Consider the following 20,756-nt stretch of genomic DNA (forward strand, 5'->3'; position numbering starts at 1 on the left):
AATGAACTCTTTTTTGCCAGAAAGTCTAAAAAATGATAGAATGAAAGAACTACAAGAAAGAGGAAATACATGAATCGGTTACTACATTATCTCCAAACAATAGACCTAAAAGATACCAAATCCTATCTCACCAGATCCACAATCGAAAAAGGCGGCGTTCTTTTGATTCTTCTGTGTGCTCTGTCCGTCTTTTTAGGTAGGATTCCCATCAAGCAAGCAATCAGCCTTGACAATGGAAAGATGACCTACCATGGCACCGTAGTCGCAAGTAAAATGTCTGGCAAAGGCACCCTAACCTTCGAAAACGGAGACAAATATGAGGGACAATTCAAAAATGGCATTTTTAACGGCAAGGGGACCTTTACCTCTGCTGCTGGCTGGAGCTACGAAGGGGAGTTCAAAAATGGCATTGCAGAGGGTCAAGGCAAACTAACAACTGAATCAAAGGTTGTCTACGAAGGAACATTCAAGCAAGGAATTTATCAAAATGCGAATTAAATGGTTTTCAACAATCCGAGTGATGGGTATGCTCTTTGTTTTACTCTATCACTTTTATATCTCCTTTTTCCCTGGCGGGTTTGTCGGTGTAGATCTCTTTTTTACCCTATCAGGTTATCTGACAACAGCCCTATTTTTAGATGAATACGCTAAACATCAAACAATCGATTTTAAAGGTTTTTTCCAGCGACGCTTTTACCGGATTTTCCCGCCAGTTGTCTTTACCCTTCTGATCACAACACCGCTTGCTTTACTCGTTCGCAGTGATTTTATTGCTGGAATTGGGCGCCAACTGATGGCAGCCTTAGGTTTCATGACCAATTTCTTTGAAATCTTAGCTGGTGGTTCCTATGAAAATCAATTCACCCCCCACCTCTTTCTCCACACTTGGAGTCTAGCTATCGAGGTACAGTTTTATCTGCTGTGGGCTTTCATTATCTGGGGAATGACACGATTTGCTAAAACCATTGGACATCTAAGAGGGATGGTCTTTCTAGCATCTAGTTTCCTCTTTTTGATTAGCTTTCTTGCCATGTTTGTTTCGAGTTTTTTTGTCACTAGTTTCTCAACTATTTACTTCGCAACATGGACCCATATCTTCCCCTTCTTTCTGGGGAGTATCCTAGCTAGTTTGACAGGACTCAACACACTGACTCGCCCATTTGAAAGAGTGATGGCCAGCTGGGACTTGAAGCGGTCACTGTCTGTCATCGCAGGTGGTTTGGTCGTGGAATTGCTACTCCTTGTCTTTTTAACATTCGACAGTATCTGGACGTATCTAGTTGGATTTCTCCTTTCCAGTCTAGCCACAGCTACCATGATTTATGGCGCTCGAGTCTTGCATGAAAAGACGGAGCAAATCAAGGAGCCGGCTGTCTTGCTCTTCCTCTCCAATATTTCCTATGGAGTCTACCTCTTTCACTGGCCATTCTACATTATTTTTTCACAGCTGCTTCCTCATGTGTTAGCAGTCGTATTGACCCTCTTGTTTTCAATTATTTTCGCAACCTTGTCCTTCTATCTTCTTGAACCCTATCTAGCTGGAAGGAAAGGAAAATTGCTGGGGCTCGAAATCGATCTCAATCCGTACACAAAATGGATCTGGGCAACTGGCGGTATCTTGACACTCACTGCTCTTGGCATCAGCCTTTTTGCGCCACGATTAGGAAATTTTGAACGCGAATCTCTCGTAAATAATCTCTATCAAGCTGAACGCCAACTGATTTCTACTCGTTCTGCAGCTGAAAATGCACAAGCAACTGACTATAATGTGGAAAAAGGAATCACCATCATCGGCGACTCTGTCAGCGTTCGAGCTAGCGAAGGCATCCAATCTCTGTTGCCAAATGCTCAACTAGACGGGGCCGTTAGTCGAAACCTATCTGAAGCAGACAAGTTAGTTCAGCTCTATCAAAACAGCCATTCCTTAAAAGAAAATGTCGTTATTGCTTTAGGAACGAATACAAGTGAAAACTATCAGGAGCTGCTTGATGAACTCGTGGAGCGTTTTCCAAAAGGGCACAGGCTGATCTTTGTCACACCGTATGATGGGAATAATGCTTCTGGCCAAGCTCTTGCCTATCAAATCGGACAGTACGAACGCCAACTAGCAGAGAAATATGACTACATCGGTATTGCAGACTGGTACAAGGTTGCTAAAGAAAATCCGCATATTTGGACAAATACCGACCTTGTCCACTTTAATCTAGCAACAGATGGCGCAACACTTTTTGCCCAAACTATCCAATCGGCGGTAGAAAAGGCCGAGCAACAGCCTGTAAGAACAAAATAACACTACTATCTACAATATAGGAAGGCTTGGAATTTTTCCTTGCCTTCTTTTTCTGAATAATAATAGCTATTTACTTTAAAAAATAGCTATTTATTTTTTGATATAAAATGGAGTAGGCGAAGTGAATCATTTGAGACGCTTTTTCAGTAAATAAGATGAACAATAATAAAAACTAGATAGTTTCCGAAGCATCTAATAAAGTCGCAAAAAAGGAGGAGCTAGGGGTTTATTTACCATGGGCTGAACAAACTCAGAACAACTGCAAATAGAAAAAGTTCCAGAGTCAATCAAGACTTTGGAACTTTTTCTATACACCTTGTTATTGTATGCTGACTTTAAAATATATAAAGAGCAATGAGGAAAGTACCGACCTCCCTATCGTTAGATTTTGGTCTAACTTTTTGGGTCGGTACAAAACCACATCGCTCTTTTACTGACTTCTACATCATAGATTGTTATTAATCTTCTACAATCTCATCTTCTTTTTTCTTACGTTTGAATGCCACTAAAGCTGCTAGAGCACTTAGTCCTCCAAGAAGACCAACTTTATCTGCTTCCGTACCTGTCTGAGGTAGTTTAGCAGCCAATGATTCAATCGACTCAGATTTAGTCGCAGAAGCAGAGGTCGTTGTCGACACTGATTCTGATTGACTTTCTGACGGCTGTTCACTCATGGATTCTAGGTGATTGAATGACATACTTGCACTTGTTGACGCGGATGCACTTGCACTCATTGACGCCGAAGTACTTGCTGAAACGCTCTCGCTCGTACTCAACGATTGACTTGCTGAAACGCTCTCACTTGTGCTCAACGATTGACTTGCTGACACACTTTCGCTCGTGCTCAACGATTGACTCGCTGAGACACTCTCGCTCGTACTTAGTGATTGACTCGCTGACACACTTTCACTTGTGCTCAATGATTGACTTGCTGAGACACTCTCGCTCGTGCTCAACGATTGACTTGCAGATACACTCTCGCTCGTACTCAACGATTGACTTGCTGAGACACTTTCGCTCGTACTTAGTGATTGGCTTGCTGAGACGCTTGCGCTCGTACTTAGTGACTGGCTTGCTGAAACGCTCTCACTTGTACTCAACGATTGACTTGCTGAGACGCTTTCACTTGTGCTGAGGGATTGACTCGCTGACACACTTTCACTTGTGCTCAATGATTGACTTGCTGAGACACTCTCGCTCGTGCTCAACGATTGACTTGCAGATACACTCTCGCTCGTACTCAACGACTGACTTGCAGATACACTTTCGCTCGTACTTAGTGATTGACTTGCTGAAACGCTCTCACTTGTACTCAACGATTGACTTGCTGAGACGCTTGCGCTCGTGCTCAACGATTGACTTGCAGATACACTTTCGCTCGTACTTAGTGATTGACTTGCTGAGACACTTTCGCTCGTACTCAACGACTGACTCGCAGATACACTTTCACTTGTGCTCAACGACTGACTCGCAGATACACTTTCACTCGTGCTCAACGATTGACTTGCAGATACACTCTCGCTCGTACTTAGTGATTGACTTGCTGAGACGCTTTCACTTGTGCTGAGGGATTGACTCGCTGACACACTTTCACTTGTGCTCAATGATTGACTTGCTGAGACGCTCTCACTTGTACTCAACGACTGACTTGCAGAATACACTCTCGCTCGTACTTAGTGATTGACTTGCTGAAACGCTCTCACTTGTACTCAACGATTGACTTGCTGAGACGCTTTCACTTGTGCTGAGGGATTGACTCGCTGACACACTTTCACTTGTGCTCAATGATTGACTTGCTGAGACACTCTCGCTCGTGCTCAACGATTGACTTGCAGATACACTCTCGCTCGTACTCAACGATTGACTTGCTGAGACACTTTCGCTCGTACTTAGTGATTGGCTTGCTGAGACGCTTGCGCTCGTACTTAGTGACTGGCTTGCTGAAACGCTCTCACTTGTACTCAACGATTGACTTGCTGAGACGCTTTCACTTGTGCTGAGGGATTGACTCGCTGACACACTTTCACTTGTGCTCAATGATTGACTTGCTGAGACACTCTCGCTCGTGCTCAACGATTGACTTGCAGATACACTCTCGCTCGTACTCAACGATTGACTTGCTGAGACACTTTCGCTCGTACTTAGTGATTGGCTTGCTGAGACGCTTGCGCTCGTACTTAGTGACTGGCTTGCTGAGACACTTTCGCTTGTGCTGAGGGATTGACTCGCTGACACGCTTTCACTTGTGCTCAACGACTGACTTGCTGAGACACTTTCGCTCGTACTTAGTGATTGGCTTGCTGAGACGCTCTCACTTGTGCTCAACGACTGACTAGCAGACACGCTTGCGCTCGTGCTCAACGATTGACTTGCTGAAACGCTCTCGCTCGTACTCAACGACTGACTTGCTGAGACACTCTCGCTCGTACTTAGTGATTGGCTAGCTGAGACGCTCTCACTTGTGCTCAACGACTGACTAGCAGACACGCTTGCGCTCGTACTTAGTGATTGGCTTGCAGATACACTCTCGCTTGTACTGAGGGATTGACTTGCTGACACACTCGCGCTCGTACTTAGTGATTGGCTAGCTGAGACGCTTGCACTTGTGCTCAACGATTGACTTGCAGAGACGCTTGCGCTCGTGCTCAATGATTGACTTACAGATACACTCTCGCTCGTACTTAGTGATTGACTTGCTGAGACGCTCTCACTTGTGCTCAACGATTGACTTGCTGACACACTCGCGCTCGTACTTAGTGATTGGCTTGCTGAGACACTTTCACTCGTACTTAGTGATTGACTTGCTGAGACGCTCTCACTTGTGCTGAGGGATTGACTTGCTGACACACTCGCGCTCGTACTTAGTGATTGGCTTGCTGAGACACTTTCACTCGTACTTAGTGATTGACTTGCTGAGACGCTCTCACTTGTGCTCAACGACTGACTAACTGAGACGCTCTCACTTGTGCTCAACGATTGACTAGCAGACACGCTTGCGCTCGTGCTCAACGATTGACTTGCTGAGACACTTTCGCTCGTACTTAGTGATTGACTAGCAGAGACACTCTCGCTCGTACTTAGTGATTGGCTTGCTGACACACTCGCTCGTACTTAGTGATTGGCTTGCAGATACACTCTCGCTTGTGCTGAGGGATTGACTTGCTGAGACGCTCTCACTTGTGCTCAACGACTGACTAGCAGAGACGCTCTCACTTGTGCTCAACGATTGACTTGCTGAGACACTCTCGCTCGTACTTAGTGATTGGCTTGCTGACACACTTTCACTCGTACTTAGTGATTGGCTTGCTGAGACGCTCTCACTTGTGCTCAACGATTGACTCGCTGAGACGCTCTCACTTGTGCTCAACGACTGACTAGCAGAGACGCTCTCACTTGTGCTCAACGATTGACTTGCTGAGACACTCTCGCTCGTACTTAGTGATTGGCTTGCTGACACACTTTCACTCGTACTTAGTGATTGGCTTGCTGAGACGCTCTCACTTGTACTCAACGACTGACTCGCAGATACACTCTCGCTCGTACTTAGTGATTGGCTAGCTGACACACTCGCGCTCGTACTCAACGATTGACTTGCTGACACACTCGCGCTCGTACTTAGTGATTGGCTAGCTGAGACGCTTTCACTCGTACTTAGTGATTGACTTGCTGAGACGCTTGCGCTCGTACTTAGTGACTGACTTGCTGAGACGCTCTCACTTGTGCTGAGGGATTGACTTGCAGACACACTTTCACTCGTGCTCAACGATTGGCTGGCTGAGACACTCTCGCTCGTGCTCAACGATTGACTTGCTGACACACTCGCGCTCGTACTTAGTGATTGACTTGCTGAGACGCTCTCACTTGTACTCAACGACTGACTTGCTGAAACGCTCTCACTTGTGCTCAACGACTGACTCGCAGATACACTTTCACTCGTGCTCAACGATTGACTTGCTGACACGCTTGCACTTGTGCTCAACGACTGACTTGCTGACACACTCGCGCTCGTACTCAACGATTGACTTGCTGACACACTCGCGCTCGTACTTAGTGATTGGCTAGCTGAGACGCTTGCACTTGTGCTCAACGACTGACTAGCAGATACACTTTCGCTCGTACTTAGTGACTGACTTGCTGATACACTCGCGCTCGTACTCAACGATTGACTTGCTGAAACACTCGCGCTCGTACTTAGTGATTGGCTAGCTGAGACGCTTGCACTTGTGCTCAACGACTGACTAGCTGAGACGCTTGCACTCGTGCTCAACGATTGGCTGGCTGAAACGCTCTCACTTGTGCTCAACGATTGACTCGCTGACACACTCTCGCTCGTACTTAGTGACTGGCTTGCTGACACGCTCTCGCTCGTACTCAACGACTGACTAGCTGAGACGCTCTCGCTTGTGCTGAGGGATTGACTTGCTGATACACTCTCGCTCGTACTTAGTGACTGGCTTGCTGAGACACTTTCACTCGTACTTAGTGACTGACTTGCTGACACGCTCTCACTTGTGCTGAGGGATTGACTTGCTGATACACTTTCGCTCGTACTCAACGACTGACTCGCAGATACACTTTCACTCGTGCTCAACGATTGGCTAGCTGACACGCTCTCACTTGTGCTCAACGACTGACTTGCTGACACGCTTGCACTTGTGCTCAACGATTGACTAGCTGACACGCTTGCACTTGTGCTCAACGACTGACTAGCTGACACGCTCTCACTTGTGCTCAACGACTGACTAGCAGATACACTTTCGCTCGTACTTAGTGACTGGCTTGCTGAGACACTTTCACTCGTGCTCAACGATTGGCTTGCTGAGACACTTTCGCTTGTGCTCAACGATTGACTCGCAGATACACTTTCACTCGTACTTAGTGACTGACTTGCTGAGACGCTCTCACTTGTGCTGAGGGATTGACTTGCAGATACACTTTCGCTCGTACTCAACGATTGACTTGCTGACACACTCGCGCTCGTACTTAGTGATTGGCTAGCTGAGACGCTTGCACTTGTGCTCAACGACTGACTAGCAGATACACTTTCGCTCGTACTTAGTGACTGGCTTGCTGAGACACTTTCACTCGTGCTCAACGATTGGCTTGCTGAGACACTTTCGCTTGTGCTCAACGATTGACTCGCAGATACACTTTCACTCGTACTTAGTGACTGACTTGCTGAGACGCTCTCACTTGTGCTGAGGGATTGACTTGCAGATACACTTTCGCTCGTACTCAACGATTGACTTGCTGACACACTCGCGCTCGTACTTAGTGATTGGCTAGCTGAGACGCTTGCACTTGTGCTCAACGACTGACTAGCAGATACACTTTCGCTCGTACTTAGTGACTGGCTTGCTGAGACACTTTCACTCGTGCTCAACGATTGGCTTGCTGAGACGCTTGCACTTGTGCTCAACGACTGACTCGCAGATACACTCTCGCTCGTACTTAGTGATTGGCTAGCTGACACACTCGCGCTCGTACTCAACGACTGACTTGCAGATACACTCGCGCTCGTACTTAGTGATTGGCTAGCTGAGACGCTTGCACTTGTGCTCAACGACTGACTTGCAGATACACTTTCGCTAGTACTTAGTGATTGACTAGCTGACACACTCGCGCTCGTACTTAGTGATTGGCTAGCTGAAACACTTTCGCTCGTGCTCAACGATTGACTTGCTGAAACACTCTCGCTCGTACTCAACGATTGACTTGCTGACACACTCGCGCTCGTACTTAGTGATTGGCTAGCTGAGACGCTTGCACTTGTGCTCAACGACTGACTAGCAGATACACTTTCGCTCGTACTTAGTGATTGACTAGCTGACACACTCGCGCTCGTACTTAGTGATTGGCTAGCTGAAACACTTTCGCTCGTGCTCAACGATTGACTGGCTGAAACACTCTCGCTCGTACTCAACGATTGACTGGCTGACACACTCGCGCTCGTACTTAGTGATTGGCTTGCTGAGACGCTTGCACTTGTGCTCAACGACTGACTAGCAGATACACTTTCGCTCGTACTCAACGATTGACTTGCTGACACACTCGCGCTCGTACTTAGTGATTGGCTAGCTGAGACGCTCTCGCTCGTACTCAACGATTGACTTGCTGAGACACTTTCGCTCGTACTCAACGATTGACTGGCTGACACGCTTGCACTTGTGCTCAACGACTGACTTGCTGAGACACTTTCGCTCGTACTCAACGATTGACTAGCTGACACGCTTTCACTTGTGCTCAACGACTGACTTGCTGAAACACTCTCGCTCGTACTCAACGATTGACTGGCTGACACACTCGCGCTCGTACTTAGTGATTGGCTTGCTGAGACGCTTGCACTTGTGCTCAACGACTGACTAGCAGATACACTTTCGCTCGTACTCAACGATTGACTTGCTGACACACTCGCGCTCGTACTTAGTGATTGGCTTGCTGAGACGCTTGCACTTGTGCTCAACGACTGACTAGCAGATACACTTTCGCTAGTACTTAGTGATTGACTTGCTGAAACGCTCTCGCTCGTGCTCAACGACTGACTCGCAGACACGCTCTCACTTGTACTCAACGATTGACTTGCTGAAACGCTCTCACTTGTGCTGAGAGATTGACTAGCAGAGACGCTCTCACTTGTGCTCAACGACTGACTAGCAGACACGCTTGCGCTCGTGCTCAACGATTGACTTGCTGAGACACTTTCGCTCGTACTTAGTGATTGGCTTGCTGAGACGCTTTCACTTGTGCTCAACGATTGACTAGTAGAGACGCTCTCGCTCGTGCTCAACAATTGGCTAGCTGACACGCTTGCGCTCGTACTGATGGACTGACTCGTAGCAACACTCTCACTGAGCTTAGCGCTTGTACTCAAGGATTCACTCGTGGCAAGTGATTCACTCACACTATTATAACGGTCATAGTAAGAATACGTTACAGTGGTAATCCCTTCTCTATACGTTAACGTATTTCCAGCAGTATGGCCAGTAGCTGTTGCAATATTTGACCGTTTCAGCTCATAGCGTGGACCATAATCAACACCTTTGATAACAATCCTATCTGTCAACTCTACATCATTAGTTAAATCACGAGTCTCACCAGCAGGACCAGAGAAGTATTTATCAGCGCGGATTTCAGCTCCCGTCGCATCATTGACAAACTTCACTTGGATTAAGGCTCCACCAGCCGTATAATTAAAGGATTCTAATTTAAATTGTTGTAAATTATAAGCACTACCTGTAGAGGCAAACAAGTTCAAGGCAAGCTGCTCTTCACCAGCCCTGTCGCCTGTCGTTCTACGACTTAAATTTAACCAATCTTGGATGTTTTTTACAAATGTTTGGCCATCATAGGTCACTGTCAATTGCTTGGTTTGACCGTTGTAAGAAACTCTATAATCTTTAAACGTTCCATCCAATCGATTATTTAAAACTTCTGTATCTCGTTGCAGGGTAATAACCTTACCATTTGCATCTGACTGGGTAAAGGCACCAAAAGCATTTTGAGTAGCATTTTTGCGGGTTGCGCTAAATCTTGGATCTGCACTTGCATAGTTCGTTGAGTTTGGGGTACTTGTATTATGGTAGGTATCTAGCTTAAAACCAAATGAATATTTTAAGTTTGTTCCACCCATACCAAGGCTCGCTCCAGCACCATTTCGAGTGGCTGTACCATTTCCAAGTTCCCCAACTCGTCCAGTTGAGAATACGGCAGCAATCCCGTCTCCCCCTGTATGAGTCCCATAGACTCCATCATAGCTATCCCCTAGGTTGATTTTCCCAACAAGGCTGAAACTCTCATCCATGGAAATCTTGGTATTCAAGGTATAGGCACCTGCCTGACTTCCGGCAGCATCTGTCAATGTTACTGTCCCATCTGGCATGAGGCGAGCATTCCCATACGTTGAGAAATAACCATCTTGGTTACTCTGATCAACACGGAGCATTACTTTCCTATTTTCGTAAGTCGCATTTGCTAGGTTAACCGGCGTATAATCGGCGCTTGAAGTAGCACGATCTGTACCTGCATCCACTGAACGGAAGGTTCCTAGTGAGCGACGACTTCTAGTCCGCGGTGTATCTGCTGTTGCGGTAGCTGTAGTTGTCTCTGTGACTGCTGCATTTGTCGCATTTACAGCCGCTATAGAAGTTGTAGCTGCAATCGCCTCCGATACAGTCTTCGGTGCTTCTACTGCTGCAACTGAAAAATGAGACTTTGGAGCAAGGGTAGTTTCTGAAACCTCTGACATTGAAGAGGCAGTTGAATTTGCTGCTTCATCCGTTGCAACTGATTCGCTTGTCGGACTGATTGATTCCGATTGTGCTACTGGTTCTGAAGTACTGGTTGATGTTGAAGCACTGGTTGTCGTCGAAACGCTCTCACTGGTCGAAACTGACTCACTAGCTGAAAGCGAAGTAGAGGTCGATGTCGAAACAGAGGTACTTTCAGATACCGATCCGCTTGTCGATGCAGAGATACTCACTGATTCGCTTGTGGAAAGAGAGGCTGTATCACTTGTTACAAGGGACTCTGTATCTGAGCTAGGAACAGGCTCCAACTCAGAAGTGGAAGTTGCCTCCTCTTCTCTAGATAGGACAACTGTATCCTTGCCTGCAACGATACCTTCTGTTTGTTCTGGTAATTCTTTCTCTACTTGAGGTGTTTCTTCAGCATAGGCATGCGTTTGTGTTAATAACGCCCCTCCCCCGACGGCTCCAAGAGTAACCAGCGCCTTCAAATAAGCTGAAGCATTTGACTCAATACTATCTGTACTATCAATGTCTGCAACGACTTGTTCTGCAGCATTCTTGCTCCCCAAGACACGTAGCAAACCTAGTTGCGACATAACCGTTCGCACCCAGTTTTTACCGGATTTGTGTAATTTGACACGACTCTTACGGTCAATCTCATCAAATTCACGATTGAACTTTTTGCGGTTCATAAATTCCATCCTTTTAGATTAATTAATTTTTTTCAAAATTATTTCTATCATTATAGCAGATTCTATTTAAAATTCAAAAGGATTTATTGCTGAAAATGTTTTCAAATCAACGTTTTCAGCACCCCTGGGGGTGTTTTCTAAAAAATAATGACAAACACAGCGGCCTACTAACTCTAAAAAGATCATTTATTACAAAAAAGAGGGGAAATACCTGATTTCGCAGAAATCACCTTCCTCTCTTTTTCTAGTTTTATCTACTGGATGATCCCTTGTCGTACTTAATGTTCCAGATAGTATACTCAATGGAAAAGCAGTCCATCGAACTTCCTCAAGACCTTATATTTTATAACAATAAATAGCTCTAGACAAAATAGCTACTTTTGAAATTAAATGAGGCTGGACATATCGCCAGCCTTTTGTCATTTATTTCTGTCTTCCTTGAAATCTCCATATAAACCGTAATTGGTCATAAAATGGAAATAAGATTTGTAAGAGGGTGACGGCTACTAACCAGCCACCAATAATATCCGTTGGATAATGAACACCGACATAAATTCGTGATATTCCAACCAAACTAGCAAGGAGAATCAAGCCTCCCTGCGCTAGTCGCTTCAAGATTGGCTGCTTGAGACGTTGCTGAATGAGAATCACCAAGACACCAGCTATCATCAAGGTCGATGCTGCATGCCAACTTGGAAAGGAATACCCAATTGTATCAATCAGCCATTCAATGCTCGGTCTTGGGCGTTGGTAGACATATTTCAGGGCTGTCGATAGGACTCCCATCACCGCAAAACTAGCAAGAACAAAATAGCTTTCCACTTTCCATTTCTTCTTATAACAAAAGAAGGCAAGGAGCAAACTAATTGGTAGCAAGACCGTTACATTACCTAGCAAGGTAACCGTGGTCCAAAACCGAGTAGCAAGCGCTGGGAAATCCCCACGCAGAGCTGTTTGAATGCTCCTATCAAAGCCCACCAATTGTTGAGGATAAAATTTCACACCATATCCTAGAATAACAAATAAAAGAGCCGTAAAAGAAGCATTTCGAAAGTATAATGATTTATTTTTCATACAAGAATGAGGTTCTTATTTCTATCCTTTTCTTAAAATCGGTTGGCTAGCACGATGCACCAGATAAAACAGCACCGAAAAGAGCAGGCCTTGCAAAAGATTAAACGGCAACACCATTCCAACTAGGTAATTGCGGACACCGATTATCTCACGAATATCAAAATTTGCAAATGCAGCATAGGCCGGAATGGCGTAGATATAATTCAAAACGAGCATGGCAAGTGTCAAGCCGACACTGCCAACAATCGTTGCGAGTACATACTGCTGAATCGTTTGTTTTTTGCTCCAAATCGCATAGAAAGCAAGCAGAAATACAGCAAGAGCAACAATATTCATCGGCAAACCAATTATTGTTGACGGACCGCTATTATTGAACAAGAACTTAAGAACTGTCCGTATCAACAAAATGGTAAAAGCAGACCCTAAATCTAAGGCCAACATTCCAATCAAAATCGGAATAATGGAAAAGTCAATTTCCAAGAAACTCGCGGACGGAATCAAGGGAAATTTTAGGTACATAAGCAGAAAAGAAACTGCTGAGAGAATGGCAATCAAAGCCATTTTACGTGTATGTGTCATCTTCTTCCTCCAATTTTTAACAAATTAGAGAAGTGGGAAAGCAATCCTTTGCACCTATCAAAAGCAGCAGAAAGCATATATTAGCCTTCCTCGCCTTGTCAGCTACAAATCAATTGTTCTCCGTCTTCTCCCATCCAGACTATACTGTCGGTTGTGGAATTTCACCACATCGGCTTTCGCTCGCGGACTATCACCGCCGGTAGGGAATTGCACCCTGCCCCGAAGACTGTTCCTCACCAACTATCAACAGGTAGACTTCTCACTCCACTTGGCGTATCCCCCACTCCAAACCTAGAAAAGAGGAAACTAAAGGCCATGCTGATTAATAGCTGACGAGTACTAGCTAGTGAATACCTCCACTAGCTACCTTCCATGATACCAAAAAAGACTTGCCAAGGCAAGTCTCTGCTCTACACAGCTCCTGATTCTATCATCCTATTTCAGCTTGTCTACCTCATATTGGTGGACCAAGTCCAAGCCTGCAAATGCCTGTTGGCGCAAGGCCTCGTAGATAATCATACAGACGGTATTCGACACGTTCAGACTACGGACGTGCTCATCGTTCATGGGAATCCGAAGTGCTTTTTCAGGGTGCTTTCTCATAAAGTCCTCTGGCAATCCCTTGTCCTCACGACCAAAGATAAAATAATGGTCAGCATGATCATTATAGATCTCATCGGAATAGGTCTTTTCAGCAAACTTAGAAATCAAATGCACCTTGCCATTTCCTAGCTGAGCCATAAACTCTTCCAAACTATCATAAAATCGGACATCTAGTTTATCCCAGTAGTCCAAACCAGCTCGCTTCATTTTCCGGTCATCAATCGGAAAGCCCATTGGCTTGATAATGTGTAAGGGGCTGTTTGTCGCTGCACAGGTTCTGGCAATATTACCTGTATTTTGCGGAATTTGTGGTTCAAACAGGACCACATGATTGCGTGGGTGCACTTCTTGATAAGATAATTCTTCAATATTCATCGATTTTCCTCGTACTCTTTTAGGTCCTTATCAGCATCTCATTGCAAAAAAATAGCCACACTGCTCGGAGTCAGGCTCAGCAAACAGCATGGTGAATGATGATTTCATTCACTTAAATCACAACAGGTTTGATTTAAATCAATGAAAATCTTGTTCTTATTATAACGCAAGCAAGGTAAGTCGTCAAGCGATATGATTGAAAATCCTTGATTTTTTCACTTGTTTCTCATTACTTTCATGATACAGCTTATTCATCGGTCTGCTGACGCTTTAAGCTAAAGGTATCTGGTACAGGATCCTTGCCTCCTTCGACAAAAGGATGACACCGCAAAATACGTGCCATTCCCATTATCAACCCTTTAATTCCATGCTTTTGGAGTGCCTCTATCATATAGCTAGAGCAGGTTGGTTGATAGCGACAACTAGGCGGAAACAAGGGCGAGATAAATCGTTGATAGACGCGTACCAAACCAATCAAGATACGAATCATGACTTCTGCTTCTTCGTCACAGCAAGGGTATGGAGTTTGCTGATATCTTTCTTATTCAATTTACGAGATTCTCCTGGACGAAGACCAGTCAAATCAAGATTTCCAAAGCGAGTCCGAGAAAGTTTATCTACCTGCAAACCAACTGCCTCAAACATTTTCTTAACTTGGTGATTGCGCCCTTCATGAATGGTCAATTCAACGACTGATCGATTTTTAACCGGATCTACTTTCAAAATCGTGTAAACAGCCGGTTTGGTTTTCTTGCCATCAATCACCACTCCACGAGTCAAGGGACGTAGGACTTCTTTATTGGCAATTCCTTTGACACGCGCCACATAGACCTTGTCAATCTCATTCCGAGGGTGAATCATTTCGTCTGTGAAATCACCATCATTGGTCAAAATCAACACGCCAGATGTATCCCAATCTAAGCGACCAACAGGGTAAATCCGCTCTGATACATGTGGCAACAAATCAATAACCGTCTTTCTCCCCTTGTCATCTGACACGCTGGAAATCACACCACGCGGTTTATTAAGGAGATAATAAACTTTTTCTTCATTATAAATCGGTTGTCCTTCTACTTCGACCTTATCGCCAGATTTAATCGTGGTTCCAAGCTCACGCACTACTTGACCGTTGACCGTCACCAAGCCTTGCTTGATCAACTCTTCTGCCTTTCTACGACTAGCTACACCAGCGTGTGCAATGTATTTATTGATTCTCATCTTCTTTTATCTCTTTTCTTTCTACGAACAATTCGCTTTCTTCATCGACCAAAACAAGCTCTGACACATCAGGCAATTCATCCAAATGGTTAATCCCCATGTAATCAAGGAAATAATCGGTTGTAATGTATAAGTTCGGACGACCCAGCACTTCCTTTTTCCCATTCTCCCGAATCAAGTCAAAGGCCTGCAACTTACTAATAGCTCCGCTCGAATTGACACCACGAATATCATCGACTTCAATCCTCGTAATTGGCTGTTTATAGGCAATAATCGATAGGGTTTCAAGTAAGGCTCGTGACATGGACTGATTGATTGGCGTTTTAGCATAAATCCGCAACAGCTCTGCATAATTTTTTTTGGTCACTAATTTATAGCGATTGGAAGATTCTAATATTGCCAATCCTGACTGAGTATCGTTTTGGTATTTCTCCCTTAATTTTTCAATTTGCTGTATCACAGCAGACGGCTGCAAATCAAGCATTTCTGCTATATTGCGTACCGTTAAGCCTTCTTCTCCTGCTACAAATAAAAGGACTTCAATCTCGGCTAATCGACTCATCTTCACTCCTTATCACGTAAATCTCTCCAAAATTTTCGGTTTGCTCCATGGTAATTTCCTTACTTTTCACCATTTCTAGCGTGGCCAAAAAGAGCGTAATGACTTGATTCATGTCACGACTCTCAACAAATAATTGTCGCAGTGCCACACGCTTTTCCCTTTGAAGATAGCTCCGAACCTGCTCCATCATGTCTTCGATTTTATATTCATCACGAGCAATGGTTGTGTGACTTGTCCGCAGTTCTTCCTGCTTTTCTGCCATCACCTTAGAAAAAGCGAGAAAAATATCAATCACCGACTTATCCTGGGCCAATGTAACATCATCATAGACCAATTCCAATTTTGGTTTGGAGAAATAATGGGCACGTTCCTCATGTTGTTCCTTTAATTTCTCACTGAGTGCCTTAAAGGTCCGATATTCTTCCAATTGCGAGAGCAATTCTTGCTCAGGATCTTCGATAACTTCTTCTTGATCGACCATTTTTGGCAAGAGTCTACGACTCTTTATGAGCATGAGTTGACTAGCCATCACCATATATTCCCCAGCAATTTCCAGGCGCATAGCCTGCAAGGTTGCAATATAGGCAAGATATTGCTCAATAACTTCGGTAATGGGAACCTCATAAATATCCATCTGGTACTTGGACACCAAATGAAGGAGCAAATCGAGGGGACCTTCAAAATCTTTTAGTTTAATATCCATGTTTGTATTTTTCCAGACTGACTGTTGTTTTCAAGCCCAAGTGTTTGGCAACAGCAGCCACATCCTTTCCAGCCTCCAACTGACTAAGAATAAACTGTTCCCGCAGTTTCTGAGCCGTCCATTCTGACTTCCCTTGTTCTTCTAAGAATTCTGATAAGCGGTTAAAAAACCATTGACGAGAATAACTGGCACCTTTTTTATCAAACAAGTAGGCTCCTTCTCCCTCCTCCACATACGGAAGTAGTGCATTAGGTAGGGGCAGAATCCGCTTTTGACCAGCCTTCACAATCGTCAACACCTGAAAGGAAACATCTATATCTGCTCGTTTAATGGTTGCTAACTCACTGGGAAGCAAGCCTAAACAGGCAATCAAGAGGGCAATCCGCTGACCTTCTTTATACTGACTATCTCCCCATAAAAAAGACAAGTCTTCTAAGCTAGCAGTTGATGAACGTTGTTGCAGTTGCTGAGTTGTTTTCACCTTATAAAAGCGATCAACATGCCCATTTTCATATAAATAATATAAAAATTGATTCACCGCTGACAGTTTGCGTTTTTGTGCCGTTGGCTTTAGACTCTGTAAAAAGCCTTGATAGAAAGCTAGGGTCGTCGGACTAATGCCTCCTTGACAATAGGTATGAAATTGCTGCAAATCATAGAGATAGGCGGTTTTTGAGTTGTCCGATAGCTGTTTCGTCGCTAAAAAGGACTGAATATAGTCTGTCATCTCCCTCATCCTTTTGACTGAAATGTAAAGTTATGCAAGAGGGCATTTACTGCCTTTAAAATCGACTTGCGGGTGATAATTCCCAAGAATTTCTGATCTTCTCCCACAACTGGTAAAAAGGCTTGATCAATCAATTTTCGCATGACTTCTTCCAAGTGATAATGGGCACCAACCGTTGCAACATCCCGTTTCACAATTAGAGCAATATCCATCTCCAACTCTTCATCCGTCAATTCATTTTCCGTCTGGTATGTGACAATTTCGCGCAAGCCAATCGTCCCAACAAAGCGATTTTCCTCTGTCACAACTGGCACACGAGAATAGGTCATATGGCTGAGCAAGAGCTTTGCATGGTTCACATTGTGCGTATCAATAATCACAGCTAGTTTATTAGCCGGCGTCAAAAACGTTTCTTCCTGTGCAAGGAGAAAGGTTTCAAATTCACGTGTAATCATCTTGGAATATCCTTTGTTAATGGCGCATAGACTTGGTGGTCGCGATTGTAATACTCAATATGAATATGATCCTCAAAAATCGTTAAAATCGCATAAAGACATTCGCTAATCATACCACGAGGTTGACGAATGGAGCCTGGATTGACAAAGAGGGTCTTGCCACGAACGGTCGCATCTGGAACATGCAAATGGCCATACAAACAAATATCCGCACCTACTTCTTCTGCCCAATAATCCAGGCGCATCCAAGTAAAGTTAATCCCATACAAATGACCATGGGTTTGGGCAATCGTCACATCGCCTAATGTGGTCACCAACCGATCTGGATAGGCCCTATCATAGTCACAATTGCCACCCACAACCTGAATCCCGTCCCACAGAGGATCCTTCGCCTCTAGTTCAGAATCCCCATTATGAAAGAGGGCATCCACCTGACCCATGTAGCGTTTTTTTACTTCTTCCACAATCGCACGATCGCCATGCGAATCACTCATCACTACGCATGTATAGTATTTTTCTCTTGCCATACTGGAAATACCTCCAATAACTTTTCTAATGCCTGTGCACGGTGAGACTGCGCATTTTTTTCTTCAATAGTCATCTGGGCTGCTGTACGCCCTGTTTCACCTACAAGAAAGAGGGGATCGTAGCCAAAACCATTTTCTCCTTGTGGAACCGTGGCAATATAGCCGTCCCAATCTGCTTCAACAACTAGACTATCTACATCTGGTGCCGCAACAACCAAAGTACAATGGAATTGGGCTGACCGATCTTTGACGTCAAAGACCATAGCTAGCTCATGGAGCAGTTTGGCATTATTTCGTGCATCCGTCGCATCCTGACCTGAAAAACGTGCTGACCAGACCCCCGGTAAACCACCTAGCTTATCAACTTTGAGTCCTGAATCATCAGCCAATACCATTTTCCCTGTCAAATTGGCAATTGTTTCTGCTTTTAAGCGTGCATTTTCTTCAAACGTCATCCCTGTTTCTGCTACATCTGGAAGGTCTGGATAGGCATTTAGATTTTCCACCTTATAGCCCAATTTTTCAAAGAACTGACGAAATTCAGCCGTCTTCCCCTCATTTTTGGTCGCAATTAAAATCGTATCACCAAAAGCCGTTGGCACATCTGCCTGACCGAAAAAGCTATCTGAAGAAATGCCTTCTTGTGGTAGATGAATATCTATAATCTGCTGGCCTTCCATAACAAGAATAGCTCCCTTGTGTTGCACAACAGACAAGTCCCGCCCATATTTTTCCTGAATCATCTGAATAAGGAATTTTAAAAAAGAAAAGCTAGATGTCATCTTCACTACATGAACCTGTAAGCCTTCTACAGACAATTGCTCCATGAGCTGATAAAACCGCATCCGCACAGTATCAAACTTCTCATCGTCACCAAAAACAGTTAGGTAGGTAAAGTCATCCCATGTGCCAATATACCAATCATTGGCATCCTTGTATTCGTATATTTTTTCTGTCATCGTTTCTAAACTCCACTTCTTTCCAGTCGAAAGCACTATCTGTTACGATTTACGCCAAAACTCTTCTAACTCTATTCCTCCCTTAGGCAGATGAATATAGAGCAAACGGCCTTCTTCTATTACCAAAACTGCACCTTGGTGTTCGACTACTTCAAGATGACGCTCGGTATTGTCGTTGATGATGTCGATGATGAAGGAAAAAATGCGAAAATCGGAACTTTTTTTCACAATCGTCACCGCAAAACCGCTCGGCCCATTTTCAAATTCCCAATGCGCAGAATAATCTGCATTGAGCTGTTCAAACAAGCGACTGAGAAAAAAGTATTCATCATTGCTCTCATTACCCAAGCCTGAGATAGTATTCAACCCTTTCCAACTTCCAACATACCAATCGTGGTCGTCCTTGTATTCGTAAATCTTTTCTGTCATAGGCTCACATGCTCCACCTGTATATCTTTTCCGAGCCAGTTCTCTGCTATTTCCCGAAAGGCAGCTGGACTAGCTGTTGTATAAAAGAAATGCTGCGGTTGCTCTGCAGTTCTGCTGTGGTTGATTTCAAAATAATTGAGTAAGACAGAAATATCCCGCGCACATTCCGCACCGCTATCAATCAGGGTCACATCCTGCCCCAAGACATTTTGGATAATCGGACGAAGCAAGGGATAGTGGGTACAGCCTAAGACAACTGTATCCACGCTTCCCTTGAGGGAACGCAGGGTTTCATACACCACTTTCTTTGCTAAACTTGACTGATAATTATTTGATTCTACCAAGGGAACAAATTTTGGACAAGCCAGACTCGTAACTTCCGTATCAGGTGATAAAGCCTGAATTTTTTCCCGATAGATATCCGATTGAATCGTCATAGCCGTGCCTAAGACACCAATCTTTCCTGACTTTGAAGCCTTGATAGCTGATGACGCCCCAGGCAAAATCACACCGAGAACAGGAATGTCTAACTTGGCCTTGACTTCTTCCCAAGCAACTGCCGTTGCTGTATTACAGGCAAAGACAATCATCTTGACATTTTTCGTTAATAAAAACTGAACCAATTCCCAGGTATATTCCCTAATTTGCTCAGCTGGACGTGGCCCGTAAGGAGCTCTTGCCGAATCACCGATATAGACAATTTCTTCATGTGGAAGCTGACGCATCAACTCACGCACAACCGTCAAACCACCTACACCGGAATCTAAAAATCCAATTGGTCGATTATCCATACTTTTTCCTTATTGGGTGTGATTATTCCTCTTCTTTTAAAGATAACCCTCTACTATCGTTTCCTCTCTTCAAGCACATAAGCCTTCTATTTTTACACTACGAAAATAGTTGTTTCTGACGACTACTTGGCTACAGTAAGAGAGAAACTAAGCTCACATCCTATTGTTGATGTTGGGTTGACTCCTAAGGTGAGCAGCACATACTAACTAAAAAACGGGAGAGTGAGGACAGTCGATGTTTCCGATATTTCGACTGGTGTCCCACTTCCCCCACTTGATTATTTTTTCTTTGTTGCAATTTTTTGTTGGCTCTTGATTTGGCGAAGCACTTGTTGTACTTTTGCTTCACTTGGTTTTTGACCCATTTGGCTCATCATCGCGCGAAGAGCATTTTCATCCAAGATTGGCTTATCTGCGATATAATTTTCAACCTGCTTACGTGAAAGATAAATTCCCAGAGCAACACCACCAGCAAAAGCTACGATAATCAATACAATTGCAAGACCTAAATTCATGTCTATCTCCT

The 20,756-nt window shown here is 44.3% G+C and carries 16 protein-coding genes, 2 pseudogenes and 1 riboswitch; of the genes and pseudogenes, 2 read left to right on the top strand and 16 right to left on the bottom strand.

Annotated features, from left to right (window positions below; all coding sequences use genetic code 11):
- Positions 1–69: 69 nt before the first annotated feature.
- Both A4H00_RS01035 and A4H00_RS01040 read left to right on the top strand, forming a co-directional pair.
- A complete protein-coding gene (locus A4H00_RS01035; RefSeq protein ID WP_067086268.1) occupies positions 70–498 on the top strand; it encodes an MORN repeat-containing protein in 429 nt (142 codons plus the stop codon).
- Complete coding sequence (locus A4H00_RS01040; protein WP_067086270.1) at positions 488–2,290, top strand: acyltransferase family protein; 1,803 nt, start codon at positions 488–490, stop codon at positions 2,288–2,290. The genes A4H00_RS01035 and A4H00_RS01040 overlap by 11 nt, the downstream gene beginning before the upstream one ends.
- Before the next feature lie 458 nt (positions 2,291–2,748).
- Here A4H00_RS01040 and A4H00_RS12060 read toward each other — a convergent pair.
- The 16 genes and pseudogenes from A4H00_RS12060 to A4H00_RS01120 form a co-directional block, all read right to left on the bottom strand.
- A pseudogene (locus A4H00_RS12060) lies at positions 2,749–5,245 on the bottom strand (LPXTG cell wall anchor domain-containing protein); the annotation flags it as partial.
- Positions 5,246–5,342: 97 nt separating this feature from the next.
- Positions 5,343–11,228: a lectin-like domain-containing protein gene (locus A4H00_RS11345; RefSeq protein ID WP_157770967.1), complete on the bottom strand. Its 5,886-nt coding sequence runs from the start codon at positions 11,226–11,228 to the stop codon at positions 5,343–5,345.
- Positions 11,229–11,651: 423 nt separating this feature from the next.
- Complete coding sequence (locus A4H00_RS01055; protein WP_067086272.1) at positions 11,652–12,302, bottom strand: phosphatase PAP2 family protein; 651 nt, start codon at positions 12,300–12,302, stop codon at positions 11,652–11,654.
- A 21-nt stretch (positions 12,303–12,323) separates the two neighbouring features.
- Positions 12,324–12,890, bottom strand: a pseudogene (locus A4H00_RS01060) (ECF transporter S component); the annotation flags it as partial.
- A 109-nt stretch (positions 12,891–12,999) separates the two neighbouring features.
- A riboswitch (FMN riboswitch) is annotated at positions 13,000–13,112 on the bottom strand.
- A 204-nt stretch (positions 13,113–13,316) separates the two neighbouring features.
- The gene (locus tag A4H00_RS01065) at positions 13,317–13,859 is read right to left on the bottom strand and encodes a tRNA (cytidine(34)-2'-O)-methyltransferase (protein ID WP_067086275.1); all 543 of its coding nucleotides are present in this window, start codon (positions 13,857–13,859) and stop codon (positions 13,317–13,319) included.
- 247 nt (positions 13,860–14,106) lie between these two features.
- Positions 14,107–14,349, bottom strand: a complete 243-nt coding sequence (gene yidD / locus A4H00_RS01070; protein ID WP_067086276.1) for a membrane protein insertion efficiency factor YidD — start codon at positions 14,347–14,349, stop codon at positions 14,107–14,109.
- Positions 14,346–15,077, bottom strand: coding sequence for a pseudouridine synthase (locus A4H00_RS01075; RefSeq protein WP_067086277.1), 732 nt, complete (start codon positions 15,075–15,077; stop codon positions 14,346–14,348). Before A4H00_RS01075 ends, yidD begins: the two co-directional genes overlap by 4 nt.
- Entirely contained in the window at positions 15,064–15,639 is a 576-nt protein-coding gene (gene scpB, locus A4H00_RS01080; protein WP_067086278.1) for an SMC-Scp complex subunit ScpB, read from the bottom strand. Before scpB ends, A4H00_RS01075 begins: the two co-directional genes overlap by 14 nt.
- Positions 15,617–16,342 (bottom strand): segregation/condensation protein A, encoded by a 726-nt coding sequence (locus tag A4H00_RS01085; protein ID WP_067086281.1) that lies wholly within the window; start codon positions 16,340–16,342, stop codon positions 15,617–15,619. The genes scpB and A4H00_RS01085 overlap by 23 nt, the downstream gene beginning before the upstream one ends.
- Positions 16,332–17,078, bottom strand: coding sequence for a site-specific tyrosine recombinase XerD (xerD, locus tag A4H00_RS01090; protein ID WP_082815566.1), 747 nt, complete (start codon positions 17,076–17,078; stop codon positions 16,332–16,334). Before xerD ends, A4H00_RS01085 begins: the two co-directional genes overlap by 11 nt.
- A complete protein-coding gene (gene cbpB, locus A4H00_RS01095; RefSeq protein ID WP_067086286.1) occupies positions 17,075–17,524 on the bottom strand; it encodes a cyclic-di-AMP-binding protein CbpB in 450 nt (149 codons plus the stop codon). Before cbpB ends, xerD begins: the two co-directional genes overlap by 4 nt.
- Positions 17,521–18,051, bottom strand: coding sequence for a metallophosphoesterase (locus tag A4H00_RS01100; RefSeq protein WP_067086294.1), 531 nt, complete (start codon positions 18,049–18,051; stop codon positions 17,521–17,523). Before A4H00_RS01100 ends, cbpB begins: the two co-directional genes overlap by 4 nt.
- Positions 18,021–19,010, bottom strand: coding sequence for a nucleoside-triphosphate diphosphatase (locus A4H00_RS01105; RefSeq protein ID WP_067086297.1), 990 nt, complete (start codon positions 19,008–19,010; stop codon positions 18,021–18,023). The genes A4H00_RS01100 and A4H00_RS01105 overlap by 31 nt, the downstream gene beginning before the upstream one ends.
- 42 nt (positions 19,011–19,052) lie before the next feature.
- Entirely contained in the window at positions 19,053–19,439 is a 387-nt protein-coding gene (locus A4H00_RS01110; protein WP_067086299.1) for a hypothetical protein, read from the bottom strand.
- Complete coding sequence (racE, locus tag A4H00_RS01115; RefSeq protein WP_067086301.1) at positions 19,436–20,230, bottom strand: glutamate racemase; 795 nt, start codon at positions 20,228–20,230, stop codon at positions 19,436–19,438. Before racE ends, A4H00_RS01110 begins: the two co-directional genes overlap by 4 nt.
- Positions 20,231–20,508: 278 nt before the next feature.
- On the bottom strand, positions 20,509–20,745 hold the full coding sequence (locus A4H00_RS01120) for a YneF family protein (RefSeq protein ID WP_067086304.1): 237 nt from the start codon (positions 20,743–20,745) through the stop codon (positions 20,509–20,511).
- Positions 20,746–20,756 lie beyond the last annotated feature (11 nt).

The organism is Streptococcus marmotae (genome assembly GCF_001623565.1).
Taxonomy (GTDB): Bacteria; Bacillota; Bacilli; order Lactobacillales; family Streptococcaceae; genus Streptococcus; species Streptococcus marmotae.